This is a genomic window from Cohnella cellulosilytica, assembly GCF_042431195.1.
GTDB classification, from domain to species: domain Bacteria; phylum Bacillota; class Bacilli; order Paenibacillales; family Paenibacillaceae; genus Cohnella; species Cohnella cellulosilytica.
This window is the reverse complement of the sequence record NZ_JBHMDN010000029.1, coordinates 51,003-74,372: the sequence shown is the minus strand read 5'-3', so window position 1 is coordinate 74,372 and position 23,370 is coordinate 51,003. Positions and strand designations below refer to the sequence as shown.

Here is a 23,370-nt window from a genome sequence, read left to right as displayed (position 1 = left end):
CCGCAAGCCCATTTTGCGATCGGATGCCGCTGCGTCAGCCCTTTTACAAAGCCTCGAACACCCCGGCCGCCCCCATTCCGCCACCGACGGACATCGTCACGACGCCGTATCCGCCGCCGAGCCGCGGCAGCTCGTGCAGCAGCGTCACGGCAAGCTTGGCGCCGGTGCAGCCGAGCGGATGGCCGATCGCGATCGCCCCTCCGTTCACGTTCACCAGCTCCGGATCGACCTCGAGTCGGTCGATGACGGGGATGCACGAGGCGGCGAACGCCTCGTTAATCTCCCAAAGCGAGATTTGCTCCGAAGCGAGCTTTGCCTGCTTCAGCGCCAATGGCACGGCCTCGACCGGACCGAGGCCCATCGTCTCCGGCGGCAATCCCGCCACCGCGAACGCCCGGAAAACGGCCAGCGGCCGGACGCCGAGGCTGTCGGCCTTCTCGCGGCTCATGACGACGAGCGCCGCCGCCCCGTCGCCGTACGGCGAAGAGTTGCCCGCCGTTACCGTGCCTTTAACGGAGAAGCTCGGCTCCAGCTCCGCCAGCTTCTCCGCCGTCGTATCCGGACGCACGCATTCGTCCTGCGCAACGACGATCGGCCGCTCTCCCGCTTCCGGCCCGGCAAAGACGACGGTCTCGACCGGGAACAGCTCCTCGGCGAAACGGCCGGTCGCGATCGCCCGGGCGGCTTTGCGGTGGCTGTCGGCCGCGAAGCGGTCCTGCATCTCCCTTGTAATGCCGCATCGCTTGGCGACGAGCTCGGCCGCGTGGCCCATCGTTATATAAGCCGTCGGCATCGCTTCGCACAAGCCGGGATGGGGCGACGGCTTGAAGCCCGTCATCGGCACGCGGCTCATGCTCTCTACGCCCCCGGCGACGACCGTGTCCGCCAGACCGCTCCGGATCGCCGCGGCGGCCTGCGCGACGGCCTGCAAGCCGGACGCGCAGAGGCGGTTCACCGTAACCGCCGGCACCTCGACAGGGAAACCCGCCAGCAGCGCGGCAAGCCGGGCGACGTTCATCCCCTGCTCCCCCTCCGGCGCCGCGCAGCCGAGAATCACGTCCTCGATATCCGCCGGCTCCAGTCCGGGCACGCGGCGCACCGCCTCCCGCAGCGCCGCCGCTCCCAGATCCTCCGGCCGCGTCTGCGCGAAGCCGCCCACTCTCCCGCGTCCGACCGCCGTTCGGACGGCCGAGACGACGACGGCTTCCCTGTTGCTGCCCATTCTTCTCTCCCCTCCTCGCCATGATCGGCGCGCGTTAGTTGCGAAGCCGCTTGCCCGTAAGCAGCGCATGGCGCATACGGGCCTGCGTCAACGGCTCCCCGCACAAGCTGAGGAACGCCTCGCGCTCCAGATCGAACAGGCTTTGCTCGCTCACCGCCGTCCCTGCCGGCACAGAGCCGCCGGTCAGCACCTCCGCCAGCTTCCCGGCGACGCGGGCGTCGTGCTCCGTCATGAAGCCGCCTCTGCGCATCACAGAGACCGCCACCTTCAGAACCGCCGCCGTCTCCCTGCCTCCGACCGCCACGCGCCGCTCGCTCTCCGGAACGGCGTACCCGCGGCGCTCCAGCTCCAGCACCGCGTTTTTCGCCTCGTAGATGCGCGTCTCGTCGCGCATGAGAACCGCGTCGCCGCCCCGCCAATAGCCCAGCCGCTTCGCGTCATGTCCGCTCTCCGACACCTTGGCCATGGCAATCGACTCGAACAGCCTCGTCAGCGGCTGCGTCGCGTCGTCCAGCCCCGCCTCGTCGGCCCGCTCCCTCGCCAGAGCCGCCGCAGCCAGACAGCCTCCGCCGGCGGGAATCAGGCCGATTCCCGTCTCGTCGAGGCCGAAATATGTCTCCGTCGCGAACAGAATTCGGTCGGCCGGCATGCAAAGCTCCGCCCCGACGCCCAGCGTCTTCCCGCGCGGAGCGGCGACTACCGGACGCGGAAGGCGGCGCAGCGCCCGCACGCTCGCCTGAAGCTCGCGAATCAGCAGGTCGATTTCCGCCCACTCGCCGTTCTCCGCTTCCATGAGCAGCAGCCGCAGGTTCGCCCCGACGCCAAAATCGCGCCCCTCGTTCGCCAGCACGAGTCCGCGCCAATTGCGCTCCACCTCCTCTGCGGAACGGCGCACGGCGGCCAGCGCTCCCGGTCCGAGCGCAGAGTGCCGCGAGCGAAATTCTAGGCAGGCGACGTCGTCTCCGAGATCGATCAGCTCCGTGCCGTCCTCCGCGAAGATCGTCCGCCCGCGGGCGCGCTGCACCTTTAACGAGATTTCCTCCGGCTTCTCTTCGACGTACTTGTAATAGCCGTGCGAATAGTAGAACAGGCTTCCCGCCTTGTTCAAATAAAACGACGTCGTTCCTTTCTCCAGCATGGCCGCCACCGGAGCAGGCACCGCTCTCCCCCTCGCCTCCAGACGAGCCGCGGTTTCCGCCACGCCCAGCGCGTCCCATAATTCGAACGGACCTTCCTCCCAGTTGAAGCCCCACCGCATGGCCCGGTCGATCTCGATCGGCGTGTCGGCGATCTCCCCGAGCTTCTCCGCGGCATAGATCAACGTATCGTCGACGACGTCCCGGACAAACGCGCCCAGCCGATCCCGTTCCGCCGCCTCCAGCAGCGCCCGCACCTTGCCGGCCGTGCCCTCGTCCGCCCGCTTCGCCGCTTCCAGCGCGTGGGAGGCCGCCTTGCTTCGCGGAACGTAAGCCATGGTCCGCGGGTCGAGCACCCGGACGCGGGCTTCTCCTTGCGCGGATTCTTCCCTGCGGAAAAAGCCGCCGCCGCTCTTCTCTCCCAGCCACCCCCGTTCCGCCAGCCTCTCGACAAGCGGCGGAGCCGCGAAAGCCGCCGCCTCCATCGGGTCCGGCACGTTCTCTCTCACGCTGCGGCACAGCTGCAGGAACGTATCGAGGCCGATCCGGTCCAGCGTCCCGAACGTCGCGCTCTCGGGCCGGCCCAGGACCGGCCCGGTAACCGCTTCCGTCTCGTCGATCGTAAGGCCGTGCTTCTCCATCGCGGCCAGCGCGGCCAGAAGGGCATACGCTCCGATTCGGTTCGCAATGAAATTCGGCGTATTCCTCGCCTCCACGACACCCTTGCCCAGCCGATCCCGGCAAAACAGCGCCGCCGCTTCGACCGCCTGGCGATCCGTATCCCGGCCCGGCACGATCTCAACCAGCTTCAAATAGCGCGGAGGGTTGAAAAAATGCGTAACCATCGCATGCTTCCGCAGTCCGTCGCCACAGCCGGCTGCGATCTCGTCGATCGACAGGCCCGACGTACTGCTGCTGACGATCATGCCGGGCTTCCATGCCTCGTCAAGGCACGACCAGACGCCGCGTTTAACGTCCAGCTCCTCCGATACGGCTTCGATGATCCAATCGCATTCGGCGAGCTGCGCGAAATCCCGCTCCATGTCGCCGACTCTGATCCTGCCGATAAAAGCGGAGTCGTACAGCGGCGGCGGTTGCGTTCCCTTCAGCCGCGCCAGCCCGTCGGCGGCCCTCCCCTCCCGATCGAGCAGCAAACAAGGGATGCCCGCGTTCGCCAAGTGCGCGGCAATGGACGCTCCCGTCTCCCCCGCTCCGATCACCGCCGCCTTGCGTACGTTCCACAAGCCGCTTCGCCACCTCCTCGCCTTGCCTTGAATCGACTTGATATTGGTTAATTTATTCGGTCAGCCGCTCCGCATATGCCCATCCAGGCAAAAAAAGACATGCCCGCCTATCGCGAAAGCATGCCTGAAAATTTCATATTTGCCGTATTACGAAAAAAGCGCCGTCCCCCCGAGACCGGGAGAGCGGCGCTGACAGATTATTGCAATGGCTCGCTGGACAGGATAATCGCTTCGGCCTGCAGCAGCCACTTCCCGTCGACCTTGACGGCGTCGTTGAGCACGACGGAGCGGCTTTTGAACACTTGCCCGCCCGTTTCCGTCTCGGACAACATTTTGACCAGCAGGGATGCCGTGCCTTTGTCGCCGTCGTAATCGACGACGGTCCACTGCTCGCTCGTCACGTTAAGCGTCGTAGTCTCGAACATCTGCGTCAGCTGGTCCTTGAGCTGCTCCTTCTCCGGGAAGTCGGCCAGCGTCCCGACGTAAGCTTCGACGTCCTGCTCGTTGGCCGCCTTCACCTGCTCCTCGAACGTCTTGCCGATCGCCGCTTTGTCGGCTTCCGGCAGCGTCGCCTGCTGCTCGAACAGTCCCGGAATATTCGTATATTCCAGTCCCAGCACTTCGACGTTGTAGATTTTCCACTCTCCCGCCGAATCCTTATGAAGCGTATAGCGGACCTGCGCAAGGTTGTCCGGATAGAACTTGCCGCTTACCTTCTTCGTGTCTTCCACGGCAAGAACGACGGCTTCGCCGGGTCCGAACGCTTGAATGTTAATCTCGGTGACGTTCGTCTTTGTCGCGGTCCTCTCAAAGTTCGCCCGAACCTCGTCCAGATCCATGACCGTATCGTCCGCCATCAGACGAACGATCCCCTCCGCGTCGCCGGCGGCTTCCACGAGCAGCATCTTGCTGAAAAACGCGTTGACGGAAGTTTTGTCCTCTGCGGTCGGACCCTGGAATACGAGCGAGATCGTCTTATCCTTGCCGTTCCACAGCACTTTATGGTTGGTCAACGTTCCCGCGAAACGCACCCCGATCAGCGTGCGGCCTTCCCGTTCGATAATCTCGCCCGTGCTCGGAATCGTCCGGCCGTTCACGATGGCGATGTCCGCGTCGGCGGAAGCCTGGATCTCGTAATCTTCCGATTCGGCGTACAGAATTTGCGTGGAGGCATCCAGCTCCGTGCCGTAACCAAGCGCCTTGAAGAGCGCGCCGTATTCGATGTAGCTCTTGCCCTTCTCGATCAGAACGCCGCCAATGTCGACGGCTTCGCCGTTGATCTGGACTTGGACGGCGGAGGGCTTGGCCGCGGTAGCGGCGGAGGCGGTGCCCGCCATCGCAAACGCCAATACTGCCGAGGATAACGCGATTGCCAAACGTTTCAACTGTCGCACCATCTTTCTGTATGTAATGATAGCTTCTTGCGAATCTAGTCTATTATACCAGCTTGACCGGTTCGGCTGGCGCAAATGCCGAAATTTTATCTTCCCGGTCACCCGCCGATCAATTCCTGCAGGTCCTTAAGGCTCGGCTTGCGGAACGTCACGGCGACTTCTCCCCGGCCCCAATTCATGCTTTCGATTTTCAACGGCTTGGGCAGCTCCTGAGCGATCGGGATCACCCGGCTGTCCAGCATCGACTTCGGCAGCGGCAAGCCCTTCAGCCTCGCCTCCAGAACGTCGGCGATCACGTTCGGGTCCTGCCAGCGCAAGCGGTACGTGATCTGCAGACCGGCGGATACCCAGTCCTTCCACAGAACGTTCAGATCGGCGATCAGCCGGTCCCCCTCCAGCGTAAACTCCGCTCCGGTCACGACGATGTCCTGCTCCACCTTCGGATTTTCGGCGAGCGATTTTTTGGCCAGATTGCTCAGATCGTTATCGGTCAGAATCAGCTCCAACGACATTCTCCGGGCCATGTCGATCGCGCGATCCTTAAGCGGCACCTCTTCGTAGGCCAGGTCCAGAGACTGATCGGGCTTCACATAATAGAGCGCCCCCACTCCCGCAATTACGGCGAGAAAGACGAGCACGAACAGAGCGATAAGCAATTTTTTCATCGTAATCTCCTTTAGGGTTGACTTCGGGAATAGAGAGGCGTATAACAATAATAAATTCAACGACGGGAACAAGTTGTCCGGACCTTTCGATCTCCAGAGAGTCGGTGCGCCGCTGAGAGCCGACGATCGGAACCCGGTGCGACATCCTCCCCGAGAAGCGGCGCCGAATTCCGGCTTGCGTAAGCGCCGACGGTTCCCCCGTTACGGGAAGTCGTATATACACTATACGACAATCGAGCGCCCGACGTTGCATTCTTTTCGCTTGCAGATCGGGAACGAGGGTGGTAACACGGAGAACGATCCGTCCCTTTTCAGGGGGCGGTTTTTTTATATTCTTATACGCTTATAAGCCGATTTACGACCAGAAAGGATGATGGCAATGAACGATCGCTCCGACGGCTTTATCGTATCGCTTGCCGATATTTTGAACGCCCACCGCGTCTTGCAGGACGTGATTGCCCCGACCCCGCTGCAGCTCAACCAGGCGCTGTCCGCCAAGTTCGGCTGCAACGTCTATTTGAAACGGGAGGACCAGCAGGTCGTCCGTTCCTTCAAAATCCGCGGCGCCTACTATTTGATCGCCTCTCTTCCCGAGGAAGAGAGAGCCCGCGGCGTCGTCTGCGCCAGCGCCGGCAACCACGCCCAGGGCGTCGCCTATTCGTGCCGCAAATTGGACATTCCCGGCATCGTCTTCATGCCGGCTACAACTCCCAGGCAGAAAATCAACCAGGTCAAGCTGTTCGGAGGAGACAAGGTCGATATCCGCTTGATCGGCGACACGTTCGACGACGCTTACGCGGAGGCGGTGCGCGTCAGCGAGCGGGAAGGGCTTCCGTTCGTCCATCCGTTCGACGATCCCCGGATCGTCGCCGGCAACGCCACGATCGGCAAGGAAATCATCGAAGGCGGCGCGCCTTCCATCGATCTGCTGCTCGTGACGATCGGCGGCGGCGGATTGGCGGCGGGCGTCTCGACGTACGTCAAGGCGATCAGTCCGGCGACCCGAATCGTCGGCGTCGAGCCGGAGGGCGCTCCGTCCATGCGCCGGGCTTTCGAGGAGCGGCAGGTCGTTACGTTAACGGACATCGACAAGTTCGTCGACGGAGCGGCGGTCAAACGGGTCGGCGAGCTGACGTACGCCGTCTGCCGCGAGCTGCTGGACGACATCGTCGTCGTGCCGGAGGGGCGGGTGTGCACGACGATTCTGGAGCTGTACAATGAGCATGCGATCGTGGCCGAGCCCGCCGGAGCGCTTACCGTCTCCGCGCTCTCGGCGATGGATCCGGAGACGCTGCGCGGCAAGAACGTCGTCTGTGTCATCAGCGGCGGCAACAACGACATCGACCGCATGCAGGAGATCAAGGAGCGCTCGCTGATTTACGAAGGGCTGAAGCATTATTTCATGATCAACTTCCCTCAGCGAGCGGGAGCGCTGCGCGAGTTTCTGGACGACGTGCTCGGTCCCAACGACGACATTGTGCAGTTCGAGTATACGAAGAAGCACAACAAGGAGAACGGGCCGGCGCTCGTCGGCATCGAGCTCAAGAGTCCGGAGGACTGCGAAGGGCTGCTGGAGCGGATGCGGAACAAGGGGTTCCAGTTCATCGAGCTCAACAAAGACCCGCTGTTGTTCAATTTACTGATCTGACGCCGCGTTTTGCCAGCCTAACGCCCAACGTCCGGTCGAATTACCCTCGCATATGTCTGCGAAGCGGCTGCCGCGCCGGGAAGCTTCCGTTTTTTTTCTCGCCGCGCCGCATAACGCAAAACCCGTTCGCCCAACCTAATAATTACGGGTTTTCATCAGTTTTGACGTGCCTTCTCCAAAGCTTTATCCCGGATTTACACTTCGGGGGTACAGTGGATGGAGAACGATCGTTTCGACTAACCAGACAATGCGAGGTGCGAGCAACGTGGATAACCCGCTCAAAATCTTCATCCTGTACGCCCGCTTCGGAGACGGGCACTGGCAAGCCGCTTCCGCTCTCCGGCAGAGCTTCGCCAAGCTCGGCCGCGTCGAGGTCAAGCTCGTCGATCTGCTGGGGGAATCGCATCCCCTGCTCAACGAGGTCAGCCGCTTCGTCTACCGCAAGAGCTATACCGTGCTGCCGCAGGCTTACGGCTGGGTCTACCAGCGCACGAGAACGATGAAGCCGGACTCCCTCCTGGCCTCCTGGCTGCATTCCTTCGGGGTGCCCGCCTTGCAGAAAATGGTGGAGGACGAACGGCCGGACGCCATCGTCCATACGTTCCCGACGCTGGCCTGCTCGCAGGTCATGCATAAATTGCGGTGCAAAATCCCGATGTTTAACGTCATCACCGATTTCGACCTGCATTTGCGCTGGGTGCACCCGGACACCGACAAGTATTACGTCGCGACGGACGACATGCTCCGGCAGCTGTGCGAGCTGGGAGTCGACCCGCGGCGGGTGGCCGCGACGGGCATTCCGATTCGTCCCGAATTCCAGACCTCCGCCGCGGCCGTAACGGGCGCCCTTGCGGGCAAGCCGACGGTTCTGGTCATGGCCGGCGCCGGGATGGCGCCCGCCCGCGCGGCGGGGCTGTGCCGAAGCCTGGCCCGGCGCTGCGACGCGCGCGTCGTCGTCGTATGCGGCCGCAACCGGGCGCTTCGCCAAGCGCTCGAGGAGCAGCTCGGAGACGATCCCCGCATGACGATTCTCGGTTACGTAGAGCGAATTCAGGAATGGATGGCCGTCTCCTCCTGCATCGTAACCAAGCCGGGCGGATTGACGTTGTCGGAGGCGATCGCCTCCGGTTTGCCGATTTTTCTCTATCGCCCCGTGCCGGGACAGGAATACAACAACGCCCGTTATTTGGAAAACAAAGGAGCCGCTGTCATCTGCGGTTCGATCGGCCAACTGACGAACGCCATTGCGGAACGTCTCGAGAAGCCTCGGCTGCGCGAACAAATGCTGCAGGCGATCTATTCGCTGCGCAAACCGGACGCCGCGGATACGGTCGCCTTGGATATTGCCCGACAATTGAATATAATGGAAGTGGTTCCCGACATCGATAACGGCAAGTTTCGGCACCGGGACGATTCGTCCCGAGTTCCGGCCGGGCCGGAGATGCAAAGGAGAGCTATATGTGAGCAAGTTATCCCTTAAACCCCTGCTGCGCACGGAGATGCCCCTCTATCTGGTCATTCTGTTTTTAATCGAATTCGTCAGGGGCGCGGCGTTGATCAGCTTCCTGCCCATCTACGGGGACAAGGCGCTGGGACTGAATCTCGACGTGATCGGGGCGGCCATTACCGCTCATTATTTTACGGATACCGGATTAAAGCTGGCGATCGGATATTTGCTGGACCGCATGTCCGTGCGCACGGTCGTCGCCGCCGGTTCGCTGTTCTCGTTGATCGGGATCGCGGCGATGCAATACGCGGATATTCCCTGGGTGTTCATTACGGCCGCGGCCTTGTACGGAATCGGCATCTCGCCGGTATGGATCGTCTGCCTGACGAAAATCAAGGAAGACCAACGCGCCACGCAGATGGGTTTTCTCTATACCGTATGGCTGGTCGGTCTCGGCAGCGGACCGGTCGTCATCAATCTCGTGCTGGATTACGACCTGCAGCTCAGCTACTGGGTAATGGTCGGCGTCTCGCTGGCGGCATGGCTTCTTTCCCTGCTTATTAGAGGCGGAAAAAGCGTCCACATCGACACCGTGCCGTTCCGCCGCCAGCTGTCCATTCTCGGCAAGCGTCTGCGCGAGATGAAGCTGCTGCTTCCGGGCATGGTGCTGCAGACGCTCGGGGCGGGCATGCTGCTGCCTATTCTGCCGAGCTTTGCCGTCAACTCGCTCGATATGACCGCGACCCATTATTCGATCCTGCTGATGATCGGCGGAGGCTGCACGGTCATCGGCCTGATCCCGATGGGCAAGCTGTCCGACGCCTTCGGCAAAAAGTGGTTTCTGATTGTCGGCTTCCTGGCGTTCGGCCTCGTGCTGTTCGCCCTGACGTTGCACCCGCCGCTTGGACTGGCCTTGTTCTGGGCGTTCGTGCTCGGCGTCTCCTACGCCGCCGTGCTGCCTGCCTGGAACGCGCTGCTTGCCGCTTATGTACCCCCGGGCCAGCAAGGGCTGGGATGGGGCGTGTTTTCCACGGTGGAAGGGATCGGGGGCATGATCGGCCCGGTCGTCGGCGGGCTGATTGCGACGCGGTACAGCGAAGCCTCGGTCATCGGTCTGGCCGGGCTGCTGTTTATCGTGATCAGCGCCTTTTACGTGTTCTTCCCCTTCAGGCTGTTCAGAGGCGAATCGTCGCCGTCCACAGCGAAGGAGGCGCCATAATCCAAGTCCGCCGGGCGGGCCGAATGGAGCTATTTCTATGGATTTCAATCTCGAAGAGATCAAGGAGCTGCTGCACCGCTATTCGCAATTCGGACCGCTGCCCGGCATTCTGCTCCCTTTTCTCGAAGCGCTTCTCCCGATCCTGCCGCTGGTCGTATTCGTCGTCGCCAACGCGGCCGCTTACGGCATGTGGCTCGGTTTTCTGTACTCCTGGATCGGGGTCGCTTCGGGCTCCCTGCTCGTGTTCTCGCTCGCCCGGCGATTCGGCAATCGTTACGGAGACCGGATCCGCGCGAGATTCCCGAGATCGGAGAAGTTCTTCGGCTACGTCGAGCGCAAAGGCTTCACCCCGATCTTCCTGCTCGCCTGCTTCCCGTTCTCTCCTTCCGTTATCGTCAATATCGCGTCCGGAATGTCGCGAATTCCGTTCCATACGTTTCTGATCGCGATGGGGCTGGGCAAGGGCGTCATGATTTTCACGCTAAGCTTCCTGGGCCACGATTTGCAGGCGATGGTCGATCATCCGTGGCGCATCGTCCTGGCCGTCTCCGTGATCGCTCTGCTGTGGCTTGGCGGACGCAAGCTGGAAAACCAATATCACTGATTTCTTCGGCCTCTTCTCTATGAATCCTGCGTTTAAGCATAACCCCTCGCCCGCCGTGGAATCCTAGAGCGTGTATGCATACTCCGAGGACAGCAGATACTGCCGAATTTTCGTTCCATGCAAGGAACTTTTGCGAAGGCGTACCGGGGGTACGTCAAAGGGTCGATGCAGGGGGCGAAAAGGCGGTGATAGATGCCCCTGAGCGGGTTTCCATACACGCCCTAAGCGGGCATTTCGAATGCGACAAGGAGGAATGGTCATGTCCGGCAAACAGCCTTCCGACAAGCAGCAAGCGGCCAGCAAGGCCCAATCTGCGGCGGATCGGACCGGGGCGGGCAAGGAAGCGGCCAAGCGGCTGCAGTCCGAAGCCGACAGAGCCGCCGTTCCGAAGCACGGATTATGAGGGGGTGCGCGCGATGAGCGAATCGAAAAGAATGGACCCGATGTCCGGAGAAAAAGTCGAGGTCGACGGCGTCTACGAGAACGAGTCCGGACAAGCGGAGAAGCTGAAACGGGGAGAGGTCTTCCCTTCCGACGTCGTGCTGGGAGAGACGGAATGGACGCTGACCGAGTTCGCCTTCGAGAACCATCACGAAGGGCGGACCGACCCTCGTCTCGTCCCCAAGGAGAACGACACGGACAAGATCGGCAAAATCGATCATCCCCGCCGTCAAATCGCTCCGGGGAAGAAATAACGAAGAAGCCCGACCGGTTGCGAACATCGCCGCCGGTCGGGCTTTGTTTTATCTATTCGCCGAGACGGGAGAACAGCGGATTCTCCCGCTCCTCGCCTTCCGCGCCGGCCCCGGATTCGCGCTGGAACCATTGATCCATCAGCTTGTCCAGCCGCCGGAGCCTCTCTTCGTAGTTGTACAGCGCCCCCGTAATGACCAGCATCCGGGCGCGGGCCTCCTGGTCCTTCTCCATTTGATCGTCGATCATTTCAATCAGCAGAATCGAAGCTTCGGGGGGCGGGGCGGCCGAAGCGGCTCCCGGCTTCATTTTCCCGCCCCATTTCCAGAGCAATTGTTCATGGTAGCCGCACAGCGCTTCGAACTCGCGGTCGATGAGCCGGTTCCAGGACTTCGGCGTCGCGACGGACCAATACTGGTCCTCCACCGCTTCGATCAGAGCGTAGCCTCTCTCCAGCGCGGCGACCATGCCTTTGTACACGACCAGCAGGCGGGCGCGCTGGAGCCGCGGCTGCTTCCGCCATACCCGCTCCTCGGCGAACATATCGTAATGGGTCTCCAGCTTGCGGATTTTCGTCCGCAGCTCGCCCTGCTCCTTCCGATAGACGTTCTCCTTCAGCTCGTTGGAGATCACCGTGCGAAGCAGCCGCGACAGCAGCGCTTGCGTATCTTCGACGTGCTTCACGAAACGCATGCGATGACGGGGAGGAGCGATGGCGACGTTCACCGCGAACGCCGACACCATCCCCGTCAGGATGGCGGCCAACCGGTCCCAGGCCACCATCCAGCCCTGGCCTTGGGCTTCCATAATGACGACGACGGTAACCAGGGTTAACGCGATTGTATCCTCTGCCTTCAAGCGGATGCAGAGGAGAATGACGCCGACGCAGACGAGCCCGACCAGAATCGGAGTATTGCCCACCAGCGAGACGGTTCCGATCGCGATGACAGCGCCGAGCACGTTGCTCTGGACCTGATCCAGCATCTGCATCCAGGAGCGGTAGATCGAAGGCTGGATCGTGAAGATCGAAGCGATCGCCGCGATCAGCGGGGATTAGAGACCGATCAATTGACCGACCCATAGCGCGATGGCGACGGCCAGTCCGGTCTTCAGCACGCGGGCGCCGATCGTCATGCCTGCGCCCCTCCTCCCTGCTCCTCGGCCGCTTGCAGCTCGACGACGGCTTCCGCGACCTCGCGGCCGTTCACGACAAGCGCCATTCGGTGTACGCCCGGGTAGTGACGGCGCGTGGACAGGTCCGCGAAGGAGAAGCCTCTCCCGCCTTGAATGTTCGCCTCTCCGGGAACGCTCTTCTCGCTGAGGCGGAAGAGCTTGCGATACAGCTTGCCGTTCGAACGAGGAAAATAAACGGCCAGCTCGATCCGCAGCTTGACCTCCTCTCCCGCCGGAGCCCGCAGTCCGTAACGAAATTCCACGGCTTCCCCGATGGAGAGCGCGGCCGGATGCACCTCCCACTCCAGCACCTCGATGTCATCTTGCGGAGCGAGGCCGAAGAGAGCCATGGCCTCGGGATGGGCGGCCTTCAGCAGCCCCCGGCAGGCATGGCGAACGATCCAATCCGTACCTTCGTCCGCTCCCTGCCAAGCCTTCGCGATGTCGAGCACCAGCTGCGGGTGGTCCTTCGAAATGTCGTTCAGGTTATTCGCCACGCTGCGTCTGACATATTCCGACGGGTCGGCCTTCAGCCGTTCCAGAATCGGCAAGATCGGAGCCGGGTCCCGCTTCAGCGCGACGAGCGCCTCCCCCCACGGCAGACGAGGCCGGCAGCCTTCGCTGGCGAGCCTTCGCACATGCTCGTCCGGGTGTGCGCTCCATTCCAGCATCTGCGCCATCATCCGCTCTTGATCGAGCTTGATGAACGGGCGCACGGCAAATTCGGCGCTGGACCCGGAAGTAAACTTCTCCAAGGCCCGCACCGAGCGCTCCCAATCGTCCAGCCCGTACTTCTCGACGAAGTCGGGGAAGATCAAATACGGGAAGCCCCGGCACTCGTCTGCGATCGCCTCCAGCACACCGAGCGCCTCGCCGTAATCCGCAGGCAGCGTCCGACGCAGGCTTTCCGTAATCCGCCGCATTCTCTGCTTGAGCTCCAGCCCCTCCCACCCTTCGCCGAGAACGAGAGCAACAAACCGATCGATCTCGAAATCTCCGTAAGCTTGCTTCACTTTATCTCCGAACGCCTCCAAAAAAGAAGCGTTATAAATCGCCTTAAGCGGCTCCGCCATCATGGATTCCCCCAGCTAAATAAATCCATTATAGCATGTCCTCGCGCCGAATAAATTCCTCTTCCCGAGGCTTTAGGCAGCACGCACGCATGCATGCTCCGTCCAGCTTAAAGCAAATCCGGGCTCTGCGCCGTTCCCATATACTCGTAACAATAGATTTTCCCCGTCGAACCTGTCGGAATGGCTCGAAGTCTCCCTTTTTCAACCAGATTGCGGCAATGTTTGATGACAGTGTGCTTATGAAGTTCCAGTTCCTTGGCAGCCGCGGCAGGACGAACGATGCGATCGTGCAAAAGGGCATGACGCATGAGTTGCCGTTCGATTTTCCCAAACGTCGGTTTGGGTTGAGGTTCCTGCGCTGCCGCCGTAAGGTAGGGAGCAAGCGAATGTCGGAGCATGGACAGGATAAACGGCGAATTTTCCTTCAGTTCGTCCAATGAAATCAAGAAAACAACGTATCCCTGGGATTGCAAAAACAGTACGCGGTTCAGATCCATCCGATATTTCGTACGATCTTTTCCATGGGAACCGTAATCCATAATCTCAAATACAAAACGGTGCGCGCCAACGATCCATACGAAGTCGGCATAATAGGATCGCCCCCGCCAGTCCTTAACCTCGTACTCCGGATGCAAGCCGCCAAAATGCCCCATCAGGCTCCACCATATTTTTTCAACAAACAGACGATTCCCATACCCGTGGCCTCTTCTCAACGCATCCTTTCTCTCTCCGTGCCTCTTGTCCAAATGCCAGTCCATCCACTTTTCGTGCTCCGCCTCAAAACTCAATCCCCTCACCTCGCAAATCGTATTGGAACTCCCCGCCATCTCAAACAATTCCCCGTCTTCGCAAATAACTCCTCATCTTCGCAAACAAAAACGCACCTGCTTCCCCTTCAACCCGAAGGGAAAATCGGAGCGTTCTTCGCTACTCGATATAATGGCCGATTTTAGACCCCAAGGGGGGATGCCGATGCTTGTGGTGGTTTCGTGCTGGTCTCGTGCTGGTGCTCTTGCAGATACTCTTGTTGGTACTCGTGCTGGTGGCTGGTGCTCTTGCTGATGCTCTTGCGGTACTTGTGGTGGTACTTGTGCTGGTGGCTGATGCTCTTGCGGTACTTGTGGTGGTACTTGTGCTGGTACTGACGCTTTGTGCTGGTTCTTCGCCCCAATGGGGGGCATGGCAGGCATGATCGAATTCCACACGCCTATCAGACTCATACGTTACCCGCCAAACGGCTATTTGTGTGATTTTTCATACAAATCTCTTCGAAAGGGGGCCTTTTCTCTTCCTTTTGTGTGATTTTTCATACAAATCTCGCCAAAAAGCGCCATTCCGTCTACCATTTGTGTGATTTTTCATACAAATCACCCATGCGGCCTTCTCCCTGTCCCCTCTGTCCCTCCCTTCTTCCGATCCGTGCGTCTTCCACTACTCTTCCTCCGATTTCCGCCAGCACCCCCTCTCCGCAGTTTTGCCTCAAACTTCGAATTGACCCGCGCCGACCCGCTCCTTATCGACGAGGAGGCGCGATCAAATCCGCAAGGCTTCCTCCCCAGGCCACCTGATCAACCGTCAGCTGGACTTCTTGATCTCGGCTTCCGGGTAGCGAAAGGGCAGCGTGATTTCGAACAGCGTGCCTTTGCCGAGCTCGCTCTGGACGTCGATCTTCCCCTGATGGTTGTCTACGATCTTGTAGCTGACCATCAGTCCGAGTCCCGTACCCTTCTCCTTGGTCGTGTAGAAAGGCTGGCCCATCTTGGCCAATTGATCCTCCGCAATGCCCGGCCCCTCGTCGCGAATTCGCACAAATACGCCGTCATGCTCCCGTGACAGCCTGATCCCGATCGAGCCACCGTCGCTCATCGCTTCGATCGCGTTTTTGATGACGTTGATGAACACCTGCTTGATCTGGTTCTCCACTCCGTATATCCAGAGCGGCTCGGTGCCGTACTCCGCTTCGATCGCAATGTTGTGAAGAATCGCCTGCGTTTCCAGCAGCGTGACCGTATCGCGCATCATCACCCGCAAATCCTGGTAGGTTAGCTCGTACACCTGGGGCTTCGAGAGCATCAGCAGCTCGCTGACGATGTCTTCGATGCGGTCGAGCTCGGCGTTCATAATATCGTAGTAGCTGTTATTGTTTCTTCTTCCGGAGACGATCAATTGGAGGAAGCCTTTAAGCGAGGTCAGCGGATTGCGGATTTCGTGGGCGATGCCCGCCGCCAATTGGCCGGCTACGTACAGCTTTTCCGAGTTGATCAGCAGCTCCTCGTTCTTCTTCCGTTCCGAAATGTCGCGAATGATAATCTGAATCGCCGGCTCGTTGTCCAGCGTTGTCATCGTCTCCACGATCTCGGTGTGCAGCACTTTTCCTTTTAACGTAAACCATTCCTGCTCGATCGGCTTGCTGCTGCCTACGAATACCAGATTGTGCAGCCTTTCCTTGATCGTATTATGGTCCTTCGCCGGTAAAAGGGAGTAAATCGACCTGCCCAACAGGTCGCTCTCGTTCTCCGCCTCGAACATTCGCAATCCGGCGGCATTGACGAATCCCCAGCGGCTGCCTTTCAGAATCGCGATCGTATCGAGAGAATTCTCTACCAGCAGTCGGTATCGTTCGTCCATCTGGTTGAGCCGCTTGTCGATATACCAGGTAATGAGCGTGGATACGAGAATGAGCAAGGCGCCCAGACCGAGAATCAGCGCCAGCAGGTTAATATCCTGAATGAGCTTGTCCGACGTTGTGTAAATGCCGGCCGAATATTCGACCCTGAGCGCTTCCGTGCCCATGAGCTGCAGTCCGACGACTAACGCCCCGAGCAGCGTGCTGGCCAGAAACTTCCTGAACCTGAACGTCGACTCCGCCAGCATAAACGCCAACAACGTGCCGAAAAACAGCATCAGCAAAGACAGGAACAGCTGGCTCGAATTGACTTCCAGACGCTCGATCTGCGGGCCGAACACGCTGAAATAGTTCATGACCGCGATCCCGAACGCAAGAATCGTGCTGCCGTATACCAGACGATACTTCAATATTCCTTGGAAAGTCAGCATGATGAAAGCCATCAAGGAAAAGAAAATAATGAACATCAGCGCAACCGGCATCACCCATGTGAAAATAATCGGCTCATGACTGCCCAGCAGAGCCACGAAATGTTTCGCCCACAATCCCAGCCCGAATACGAACGCTCCGCCGGCCAACCAGAACTGACGGAACGTCCCGTTCGAACGTTTAAGATTGCTAATGAAGTTGAACATGGTATAAGATGCGAGTATGCTAATTAACAGTGCCAGCAGCAGAAAAAAAGGAGGCCATGAGGCTACGGTACCGTTCATCTTTTATCCCTCGCATTATCTGACATCAGTTGCTTTCGTTTTATAGCATTCGACGAGTGCCAGCAAATTCCTTTTCTGATAAAGTCTAAAATTGGAGGTTTCGGTATGTTTAAGTCATTTTTCGGCGAATTCAAAGCCTTCGCCATGCGCGGCAATGTCGTGGATCTGGCGGTCGGCGTCATCATCGGGGCGGCCTTCGGGAAGATCGTCACCTCGCTTGTCAACGACATCGTGATGCCGCCGATCGGCAAGCTTCTGGGCAACGTGAACTTCAAGGATTTGTACGTTCCGCTGTCGGACACGACGGCAAATTCCCTGGAAGAAGCGCAGGCGGCCGGAGTTCCGGTCATCGCTTACGGACAGTTCATCAACATTCTGATCGACTTTTTACTCGTTGCCTTGTGCGTGTTCCTTCTGGTGAAGGTAATCAACAAGCTCAGCCACAAAAAAGAAGAAGCCCCTGCTCCAGTGGAACCGACGACGCGCGAATGCCCGTACTGCCTGTCCGACATTCCCAAAGCGGCTTCCCGCTGCTCTCACTGTACGTCCGAAGTAACGCCGATCGGACAAGCTTCCCTGGCCAAGGGATAACGTCCGTTGGCGGAGCTGTTCGACATTTACGATGACAACGACGTATGGATCGGAACCGCCGAGCGAAGCGAAGCGCATCGGTTGGGCTTATGGCATCATACGGTCCATTGCTGGCTCGTTCGGCGCGAGGAACGGGAGGGCCGTATCGCTGCCAAGGTGCTGTTCCAGCAGCGCTCAGCAAACAAGGATACAGGTGCCGGGCGCTTCGACATTACGACGGCCGGTCACCTCGAAGCCGGCGAGACGCCGGAGGCGATCGTTCGGGAGCTGCGGGAGGAGCTTGGCGTCGAGGTGGCTTTCGAGATGCTGCGCGAGTATGGCGTCGTCCGCGAGCAAGGCGAGGGCGTGGTCGGGGGCGCGGCTTACTTCGATAACGAGGTCAGCCGGGTTTACGGCTTGGAGGTATCGACGGAGTTGGCGGACTTCCGCCTCCAGGAGGAGGAGGTCGCCGGTCTGTACGAAGCGGATGCCGGTGAGTTGATCGCGCTGATGGAAGGAAAGCGGGAGCTTGTCCGCGCGCCGGGCGTCGCCCTTCGCGGGGGCAAGCTGCAAGCCGCGGAGGCCGAGGTCTCCCGCAGCTCTTTCGTGGAACGGGATTCGGACTACTACGTCTCCGTGTTCAAGTTCCTGCAGGAGCTCGTTTGGCGATAAGTCCGGTGGGGCAGATAGGTTGAAGTTGGCCTTAGCAGCGGCTAAGGCCGGGCGCACTAACGAGTTGCAATCTGGGGATGAGGCGGCTGGCCAAGGGGCTCGAGCCGGATCGGCTGCCAGCCGATTTTCCCGTTCCTCACCTTGCCCTCCATCCATTCCCCCTCCAACGGATGCTGGAACAGCACTTCAAGCTTGCCATCGCCGTCCGCGTCCCAGATGCGGAAGCGGCGTCCGTCGTTGATCTGTCCGAACTTGCGGCTGTCCCCGATCGCTTTCCACTCCACTCTCGTCTCGTTTCCAGGGATGTCTTCGCGGCTTTCTTCCTTTAACTTCCCGAGCCACCAATCCCCGAACAACGAATTATACAGCAGAATCTCGTCGCCCTCTCCCTCGAACGAACCGTACCAATACCCTCCGTCCGGCCGAAAACGGCCAAGCCCTTCCCAGTTGCGATACCACCGGTCAATCATATTATGAATGTTATAAAACTCCGTATATCTGGGGGCGTAGTCGAAGTCGTTAATCTCCGGCTCCCCGAACAGCCTGGCCGCCTCCTGGTGGATGCAGCCGTGAAGATTGGAAGATTCGATAAATCGACCAAGCTCGTCGGCGCTCGCAAAAGACTCCGGCTGGAACATAATTCTCGCTTCCGCGGCCTGGTTATAACAGGGCGTCCGACGAATTTCCTCCGGAACGGATACCCATGCCTCGATCAAGCTCGGATCGAGCCCATTCTGACGATACCAGGCCTGAGCGCGGTTAATGAAATCGCGATGAAAACGTAAAAACTCCAGCCCGTAACCGGGCGGCGGGTTGTTAATATCGATATTGTGCCGGGCATGATGCCAATTTTTGTGCTCGTCGAGCAGGCTCTTCGGAAAATTCGGAATGCGCGACATCGGGTCAGCTCCCTCCAAATCATACCGCCTGCGCGAACTGCGGGCAGCAGGATTGCCAACATCATATGCGAAGGGAGCTCGAGAGGGTACTCCTGCCTAATAACGGCATTGCGCCGCAACAGTTCGCGAACGGAACGAGAGGACGGCGCCGGGGGAATTGGAGTTATTCGCCGCTACCGTAGGCATGTCTGCCTTGCTCTTGCGCAAAATCATGTCGTACTGAAAATTTAAGCGACCGTGATGTCGACCGCAAGATCGGCTTTTTTCCAAACTACCTTCGCCGTTTCGTGGACAGCGATCAAATCTCTCACCGGCACGTACCCGGTATTTCCGAACAATAGCGTCGGAAGAGATTGACCGTTCGCGGTGACCATTTTATTCGAGAAGCCGATTTTGAGCTGCAACGCCTCTCCGACGATCCTTGCGGGCACCCAAGTTTGACCGGCGATTAAGCGCCCCTCGGCAAGCGGAGCGCCGTTCAGACGAACGGAAACCCTCTGCGGTTCCTGGACCGGCGAATTCGTCGGCTCCGGTTGTGCGGCCTGTTCGTCATACTGCGTCAGACGATTGCTCTGGATGAGGGAGATGATTTTCGAGCCGTACTGCGGATCGGTCGCATAACCGCTCAATCGCAAAGCTTCCGCCTGAATCTCGGGAATAGCCGCCTTCCTTACGCGTTCATAGCGAGGGAGCTGAAGCAGCAAATCCTGGTCTTTATAAAAGTCGTAGACACTGTCGTACGCGCGAAACAGAGCCGTCGTATCCACTCTCGTCCCGCTTTCGATCTCCCACGTTCCTTTTCGCACATACTGGCCTTTCCAATAAGCATTCGTTTGTCCGCTGCCGACCTTAATGCCTCCAAGATTGTTCCAGGAATGAAGATCTCCCCCCGTTTCCAGCAGATTTTGCGCCAATCTGACGGAAGGGAACAGAGGGGAGCCCTCCCTTCTAGCTCGAATCGCTATCGGCGCCAATGTGGCGATGAATTCCGTTCTGCTTAGCTTGACCATCCGACTGCTCCTCTCTTTTTTTCGTAAAATGATAGACGCCCGACGCCGTTAACCCGATAATCGAGATCGTCGTGAGCGTCTGCTGTATTTGTTGGGGCACAAGTATGAAGACAGTTGCGATGAGCAGGCTGACGAGATGATAGTACCGGCTTGGCACGCGAAACTCCTTCGCGACGCCCACATAGGCGGCGACGATGGGAGCGAGCAGAGCCACCTCGTCGGTCATCGAGATCAGTTTGTCCATAGTGTATTCAACCTCCATGCAGATTGGTCACGGCCGCAATCACGGCCGCGACGATCGCCCCGACCAGCGTTCGCCACAGCCAACGCTGGTTGTCGGCAACCTCGTTTATCCGCAGATGCGCCGACCGCGTCGACTGCAGCGCCTCAAGCGCCGATTCTCTCGCCGCTTCCGCCGTTTCGCGAACATCGGTCATCGCATCGATCTTCGTCTCCAACCTGACGACGCGTTCCCGAATTTCCGCGAGCACGCGCACCTCTTCGCTGGACATGTGGCGACACCTCCTGGGATGTAATAAGATGCTTGCTTGCTGGCAGCCGACCTCAGATTCTCTCCTCCGGATCGGCTGTTCTTCCTTTTGGGTAAATTTAGTTCTACTTAATTGGATTTCGAATTGCTTAGTAGGGTAGTCGACTTCCGCTTGCTAGGACTCCCGAGAGCCATTCAAGATAGCCTCGACTTCCGCTCGCTTTGACTCCGGTACATCGTCTATCGTTTTGATTCCTTTTCGAATCAGATTGGCGTAGATTTGTGCCATGATTTTCATCTCCTCTTGATTGGGATTGAGGTTTTGTGGCATACCAGGCTCCAGTACTGATCGGTGGCAGGCCATATATAAGGATAGGAACGAAAGCTTAGGCCATACTGCGCCACTTCCAACCGGCTAATCGATAGAATCGTACATCGTCGGTCTTTTCATGCTATTTCCAGGCGCGTTAACCGATAAAATCGTATATTGGCGGTCATAATTCCCCTTTTTGAGCGACGTTACTCGAAAAAACCAATTATCCTATCGCTTTCCGCCCGAAAACACGCTCATCAGCCTTTGCAACCGAGCCCCTGCACCCGGATTCGTCTCAACCAGCGCCTCGTAGATTTCCGTCAGCCCCAGCATCACCTCAACACTCTCTGTCTCAAGTTGAGCGATCCGTTGGTCAGGCGATAACGGAACAGGAGCATTCCGGATCTCGTCAATCTCCTCCTGCGCCATCCCCTCGACCCAACACTCGGGACGAACGGGCTCGACATATGCAGGTCGTTCTCCTCGCTCCTCTTCGGGCAGCGCGTTCCAATCCGCCAACGCCTGGCCGTAATCTTCAAGAGCGGCACTCAGCGCAGCTTGATAGTCGTCCCATAAAGAAAAGTCCCACCGGGGCTTAAATAGCCCGTTTGGGACTTTTTCGGCGATGATATATCCAGTTACGATGTCTTCCGGCTCCTTGTCGTCTTCTGCGGGCAGCAGCTCGCGGATCTCTGTCATGCCCGTTTGGGAGAACGGGACTATGACCGGCTCGATGTATAGACCGTCGAGGTCTACTTTTGTGGCTTCTTTCATTTGTTGATCCCTCTCCTTTACTTTAATGGGAATACTACTCCGTCGAAGGATATCGCCGAACCCGCCCCTGCTCCGTAGATAGTGACTTTCCCGTCAGCATCAATAACCAGGAACGCCTTGAACACCTCGTTGGTGGACGGATGGTAATTAAGAACGCCAATAACAGTCTGTCTTGTCGGCTTATAATCCGTAGGCAAGTAAAATAGAACAACTCCATCGGTTGTTATACCATTTCGTATAACCCCTCTTAATTCCACTTCTCCAGATTCGTTTTGTCTGTAAGACGCGGCCATGCCACTAGCGAAGTTCACCCAATCATTCCGCAGAGTCGACGCGATCCATTGCGGTTGCTGCTTCTGCGCCTTCGTGTTCGCCAGGACGGACGTTTCCGTACGCGACTCTACCAGTTCCCGCACGAGAGATTCGACGGACTCCCGGATGTTTGGCGCATACTCCGCGCTGATCGTCTGCGGGGCGATGCCGAGCATGTAGGTGTCGAGAGCCAGATAGGTGACGGAATAGGCGGCGGCTGAGTCAAAATAGGCGATAGGAATGTATGCGTACCCTGTGCCGTACCAATTTAAGATATTTCCGATACCCCTCAGCCAGTTTCGATCATCAAGGCTGTTCTTGTGCACTCTTAGGATTTTTTCGGTTCTGTTTTTCAAGGGATTGGTGGACAGATAACCAGATATACTATTTATCCCGTGTAGGTCGCCTGCTGCTCTTGTCACTGGACTGGCGGCTTCCCGCACCACAATCCCCGTTCCGACCTCGACCTGGTTATCTCCCTCATGCAGCATCAAGGAGCCTTCATAGGTGACCGGCTCGTCTACACTTTGGGAGAGTTGGTACATTAGGCGGTAGGGTTTATAAGCTGTTTCCGCCAGAATGTTCAAGGTAGTCGGAACAACCAATACTCCTTGACCGTAAGTGGAGTTGTTGTTTGCATCAATCATTTTCCAAATTTTTCCTCCATTTGTTCCAGTGTACGGTAATCCATCATTTGACCCGTACATTCTCCATCCCCAGAAATAAGCCTTAATCTCATCTTCTGTAGGTGTGTAGGATTCGCCCCAGCCGCTGTCTGTGTCGGCGATGGTGATATATAGGCTTGGAGTGACATCAATCTGAAAATTGTCAATCCCGTCTACATCTACATTCTCGCGCAACAGCTTGCCGTCATACTTAACGGCTTTTGCATTGACATACGTTGCACCCGGGAGGGGGCATATCACACGTTTAAAGCCGGAAAAATCAAGGTTGAATGCCCATGCCAACGTCCCATCCAACGCCGTCTCCCGAAACCGTCGTGTCACCCTCGGTTTACCTTGTCCATCCGTATACAGCCGATCTGCTACGCTGCCGCCTACGTTGGAGCGGAGGTTGCAATCGGGCAGATAAAGATAGGATGGCTTTTGTGGCTCGAACAGGAGGGGTTCGGGGCCGAAGTTGAGCATGGGGTTGGTGAAGGTGAAAGTTCCTATGCTGCTATCCCCGTCAAACCTCATCTCCGCGTAAGCAGTATTTACGGGAACTGTGAATGTTAGTTCTGCTTCCGCCGTCGAGACTCCCGATCCCGAAATGACTTGTCCGGTAATGTCGTAAAAGACAACTACAAGCCTCCCTGCATGAACGGCTGAATACGTATACTGCTGCCCAATGATCAAATTAACCTTAGCCCAAGATGGCTGGTTTGTGGTTGTGGACGTTGTCAGTTGGTACGAGTATTCACCATTCACAGCGCCGTTGCTATTCATTGTCCACTTCGAAAACGGAGGAAGT

23 protein-coding genes and 1 pseudogene are annotated in these 23,370 nt (G+C 58.5%); 9 read left to right on the top strand and 15 right to left on the bottom strand.

The window, feature by feature from the left end; genetic code table 11:
- Positions 1-43 precede the first annotated feature (43 nt).
- The 4 genes from ACFFT4_RS20930 to ACFFT4_RS20915 form a co-directional block, all read right to left on the bottom strand.
- Entirely contained in the window at positions 44-1,222 is a 1,179-nt protein-coding gene (locus ACFFT4_RS20930; RefSeq protein ID WP_378050763.1) for a thiolase family protein, read from the bottom strand.
- Between the two features lie 34 nt (positions 1,223-1,256).
- Complete coding sequence (locus ACFFT4_RS20925) at positions 1,257-3,602, bottom strand: 3-hydroxyacyl-CoA dehydrogenase/enoyl-CoA hydratase family protein (RefSeq protein ID WP_378050762.1); 2,346 nt, start codon at positions 3,600-3,602, stop codon at positions 1,257-1,259.
- A gap of 197 nt (positions 3,603-3,799) precedes the next feature.
- On the bottom strand, positions 3,800-4,987 hold the full coding sequence (locus ACFFT4_RS20920) for a stalk domain-containing protein (RefSeq protein ID WP_378050761.1): 1,188 nt from the start codon (positions 4,985-4,987) through the stop codon (positions 3,800-3,802).
- A gap of 107 nt (positions 4,988-5,094) precedes the next feature.
- Positions 5,095-5,661 (bottom strand): hypothetical protein, encoded by a 567-nt coding sequence (locus tag ACFFT4_RS20915; RefSeq protein ID WP_378050760.1) that lies wholly within the window; start codon positions 5,659-5,661, stop codon positions 5,095-5,097.
- 379 nt (positions 5,662-6,040) lie between these two features.
- Between ACFFT4_RS20915 and ilvA the strand changes: the two genes are divergently transcribed.
- The 6 genes from ilvA (at position 6,041) to ACFFT4_RS20885 (ending at position 11,274) form a co-directional block, all read left to right on the top strand.
- Positions 6,041-7,309: a threonine ammonia-lyase IlvA gene (ilvA, locus tag ACFFT4_RS20910; RefSeq protein ID WP_378050759.1), complete on the top strand. Its 1,269-nt coding sequence runs from the start codon at positions 6,041-6,043 to the stop codon at positions 7,307-7,309.
- A gap of 265 nt (positions 7,310-7,574) precedes the next feature.
- On the top strand, positions 7,575-8,789 hold the full coding sequence (locus ACFFT4_RS20905) for an MGDG synthase family glycosyltransferase (RefSeq protein ID WP_378050758.1): 1,215 nt from the start codon (positions 7,575-7,577) through the stop codon (positions 8,787-8,789).
- On the top strand, positions 8,770-9,975 hold the full coding sequence (locus ACFFT4_RS20900) for an MFS transporter (RefSeq protein WP_378050757.1): 1,206 nt from the start codon (positions 8,770-8,772) through the stop codon (positions 9,973-9,975). The genes ACFFT4_RS20905 and ACFFT4_RS20900 overlap by 20 nt, the downstream gene beginning before the upstream one ends.
- A gap of 37 nt (positions 9,976-10,012) precedes the next feature.
- Entirely contained in the window at positions 10,013-10,579 is a 567-nt protein-coding gene (locus tag ACFFT4_RS20895) for a TVP38/TMEM64 family protein (RefSeq protein WP_378050756.1), read from the top strand.
- A gap of 259 nt (positions 10,580-10,838) precedes the next feature.
- Complete coding sequence (locus ACFFT4_RS20890) at positions 10,839-10,982, top strand: hypothetical protein (protein WP_378050755.1); 144 nt, start codon at positions 10,839-10,841, stop codon at positions 10,980-10,982.
- A 13-nt stretch (positions 10,983-10,995) separates the two neighbouring features.
- Entirely contained in the window at positions 10,996-11,274 is a 279-nt protein-coding gene (locus ACFFT4_RS20885; RefSeq protein ID WP_378050754.1) for a transposase, read from the top strand.
- A gap of 52 nt (positions 11,275-11,326) precedes the next feature.
- Here the strand turns inward: ACFFT4_RS20885 and ACFFT4_RS20880 are convergent, their stop codons facing one another.
- From ACFFT4_RS20880 to ACFFT4_RS20870, 3 genes are all read right to left on the bottom strand, one after another.
- On the bottom strand, positions 11,327-12,316 hold the full coding sequence (locus tag ACFFT4_RS20880; protein ID WP_378050863.1) for an FUSC family protein: 990 nt from the start codon (positions 12,314-12,316) through the stop codon (positions 11,327-11,329).
- Between the two features lie 86 nt (positions 12,317-12,402).
- A complete protein-coding gene (locus ACFFT4_RS20875) occupies positions 12,403-13,518 on the bottom strand; it encodes a DNA alkylation repair protein (protein WP_378050753.1) in 1,116 nt (371 codons plus the stop codon).
- A 107-nt stretch (positions 13,519-13,625) separates the two neighbouring features.
- On the bottom strand, positions 13,626-14,315 hold the full coding sequence (locus ACFFT4_RS20870) for a hypothetical protein (protein WP_378050862.1): 690 nt from the start codon (positions 14,313-14,315) through the stop codon (positions 13,626-13,628).
- A 179-nt stretch (positions 14,316-14,494) separates the two neighbouring features.
- Here ACFFT4_RS20870 and ACFFT4_RS20865 point away from each other — a divergent pair, with 179 nt between their 5' ends.
- Complete coding sequence (locus ACFFT4_RS20865; RefSeq protein ID WP_378050752.1) at positions 14,495-14,710, top strand: hypothetical protein; 216 nt, start codon at positions 14,495-14,497, stop codon at positions 14,708-14,710.
- Positions 14,711-15,093: 383 nt separating this feature from the next.
- On the opposite strand, the gene ACFFT4_RS20860 is transcribed toward ACFFT4_RS20865, so the two are convergent.
- Entirely contained in the window at positions 15,094-16,857 is a 1,764-nt protein-coding gene (locus ACFFT4_RS20860) for an ATP-binding protein (RefSeq protein WP_378050751.1), read from the bottom strand.
- 105 nt (positions 16,858-16,962) lie between these two features.
- On the opposite strand from ACFFT4_RS20860, the gene mscL reads away from it, so the two are divergent.
- Positions 16,963-17,448, top strand: coding sequence for a large conductance mechanosensitive channel protein MscL (mscL, locus tag ACFFT4_RS20855; RefSeq protein ID WP_378050750.1), 486 nt, complete (start codon positions 16,963-16,965; stop codon positions 17,446-17,448).
- A 6-nt stretch (positions 17,449-17,454) separates the two neighbouring features.
- Positions 17,455-18,099: an NUDIX hydrolase gene (locus ACFFT4_RS20850; RefSeq protein ID WP_378050749.1), complete on the top strand. Its 645-nt coding sequence runs from the start codon at positions 17,455-17,457 to the stop codon at positions 18,097-18,099.
- Positions 18,100-18,155: 56 nt separating this feature from the next.
- Here the strand turns inward: ACFFT4_RS20850 and ACFFT4_RS20845 are convergent, their stop codons facing one another.
- From ACFFT4_RS20845 to ACFFT4_RS20815, 7 genes and pseudogenes are all read right to left on the bottom strand, one after another.
- Complete coding sequence (locus ACFFT4_RS20845; protein WP_378050748.1) at positions 18,156-18,998, bottom strand: hypothetical protein; 843 nt, start codon at positions 18,996-18,998, stop codon at positions 18,156-18,158.
- Positions 18,999-19,225: 227 nt separating this feature from the next.
- Positions 19,226-20,008, bottom strand: coding sequence for a glycoside hydrolase family 73 protein (locus ACFFT4_RS20840; RefSeq protein WP_378050747.1), 783 nt, complete (start codon positions 20,006-20,008; stop codon positions 19,226-19,228).
- Positions 19,947-20,252: a hypothetical protein gene (locus ACFFT4_RS20835; protein ID WP_378050746.1), complete on the bottom strand. Its 306-nt coding sequence runs from the start codon at positions 20,250-20,252 to the stop codon at positions 19,947-19,949. The genes ACFFT4_RS20840 and ACFFT4_RS20835 overlap by 62 nt, the downstream gene beginning before the upstream one ends.
- Positions 20,253-20,259: 7 nt before the next feature.
- The gene (locus ACFFT4_RS20830; RefSeq protein ID WP_378050745.1) at positions 20,260-20,520 is read right to left on the bottom strand and encodes a hemolysin XhlA family protein; all 261 of its coding nucleotides are present in this window, start codon (positions 20,518-20,520) and stop codon (positions 20,260-20,262) included.
- 153 nt (positions 20,521-20,673) lie between these two features.
- On the bottom strand, positions 20,674-20,787 hold the full coding sequence (locus tag ACFFT4_RS20825; protein ID WP_378050744.1) for a CD1375 family protein: 114 nt from the start codon (positions 20,785-20,787) through the stop codon (positions 20,674-20,676).
- A gap of 252 nt (positions 20,788-21,039) precedes the next feature.
- Positions 21,040-21,585 (bottom strand): hypothetical protein, encoded by a 546-nt coding sequence (locus ACFFT4_RS20820; protein ID WP_378050743.1) that lies wholly within the window; start codon positions 21,583-21,585, stop codon positions 21,040-21,042.
- Positions 21,586-21,602: 17 nt separating this feature from the next.
- Positions 21,603-23,370: pseudogene (locus tag ACFFT4_RS20815) on the bottom strand (hypothetical protein); the annotation flags it as partial.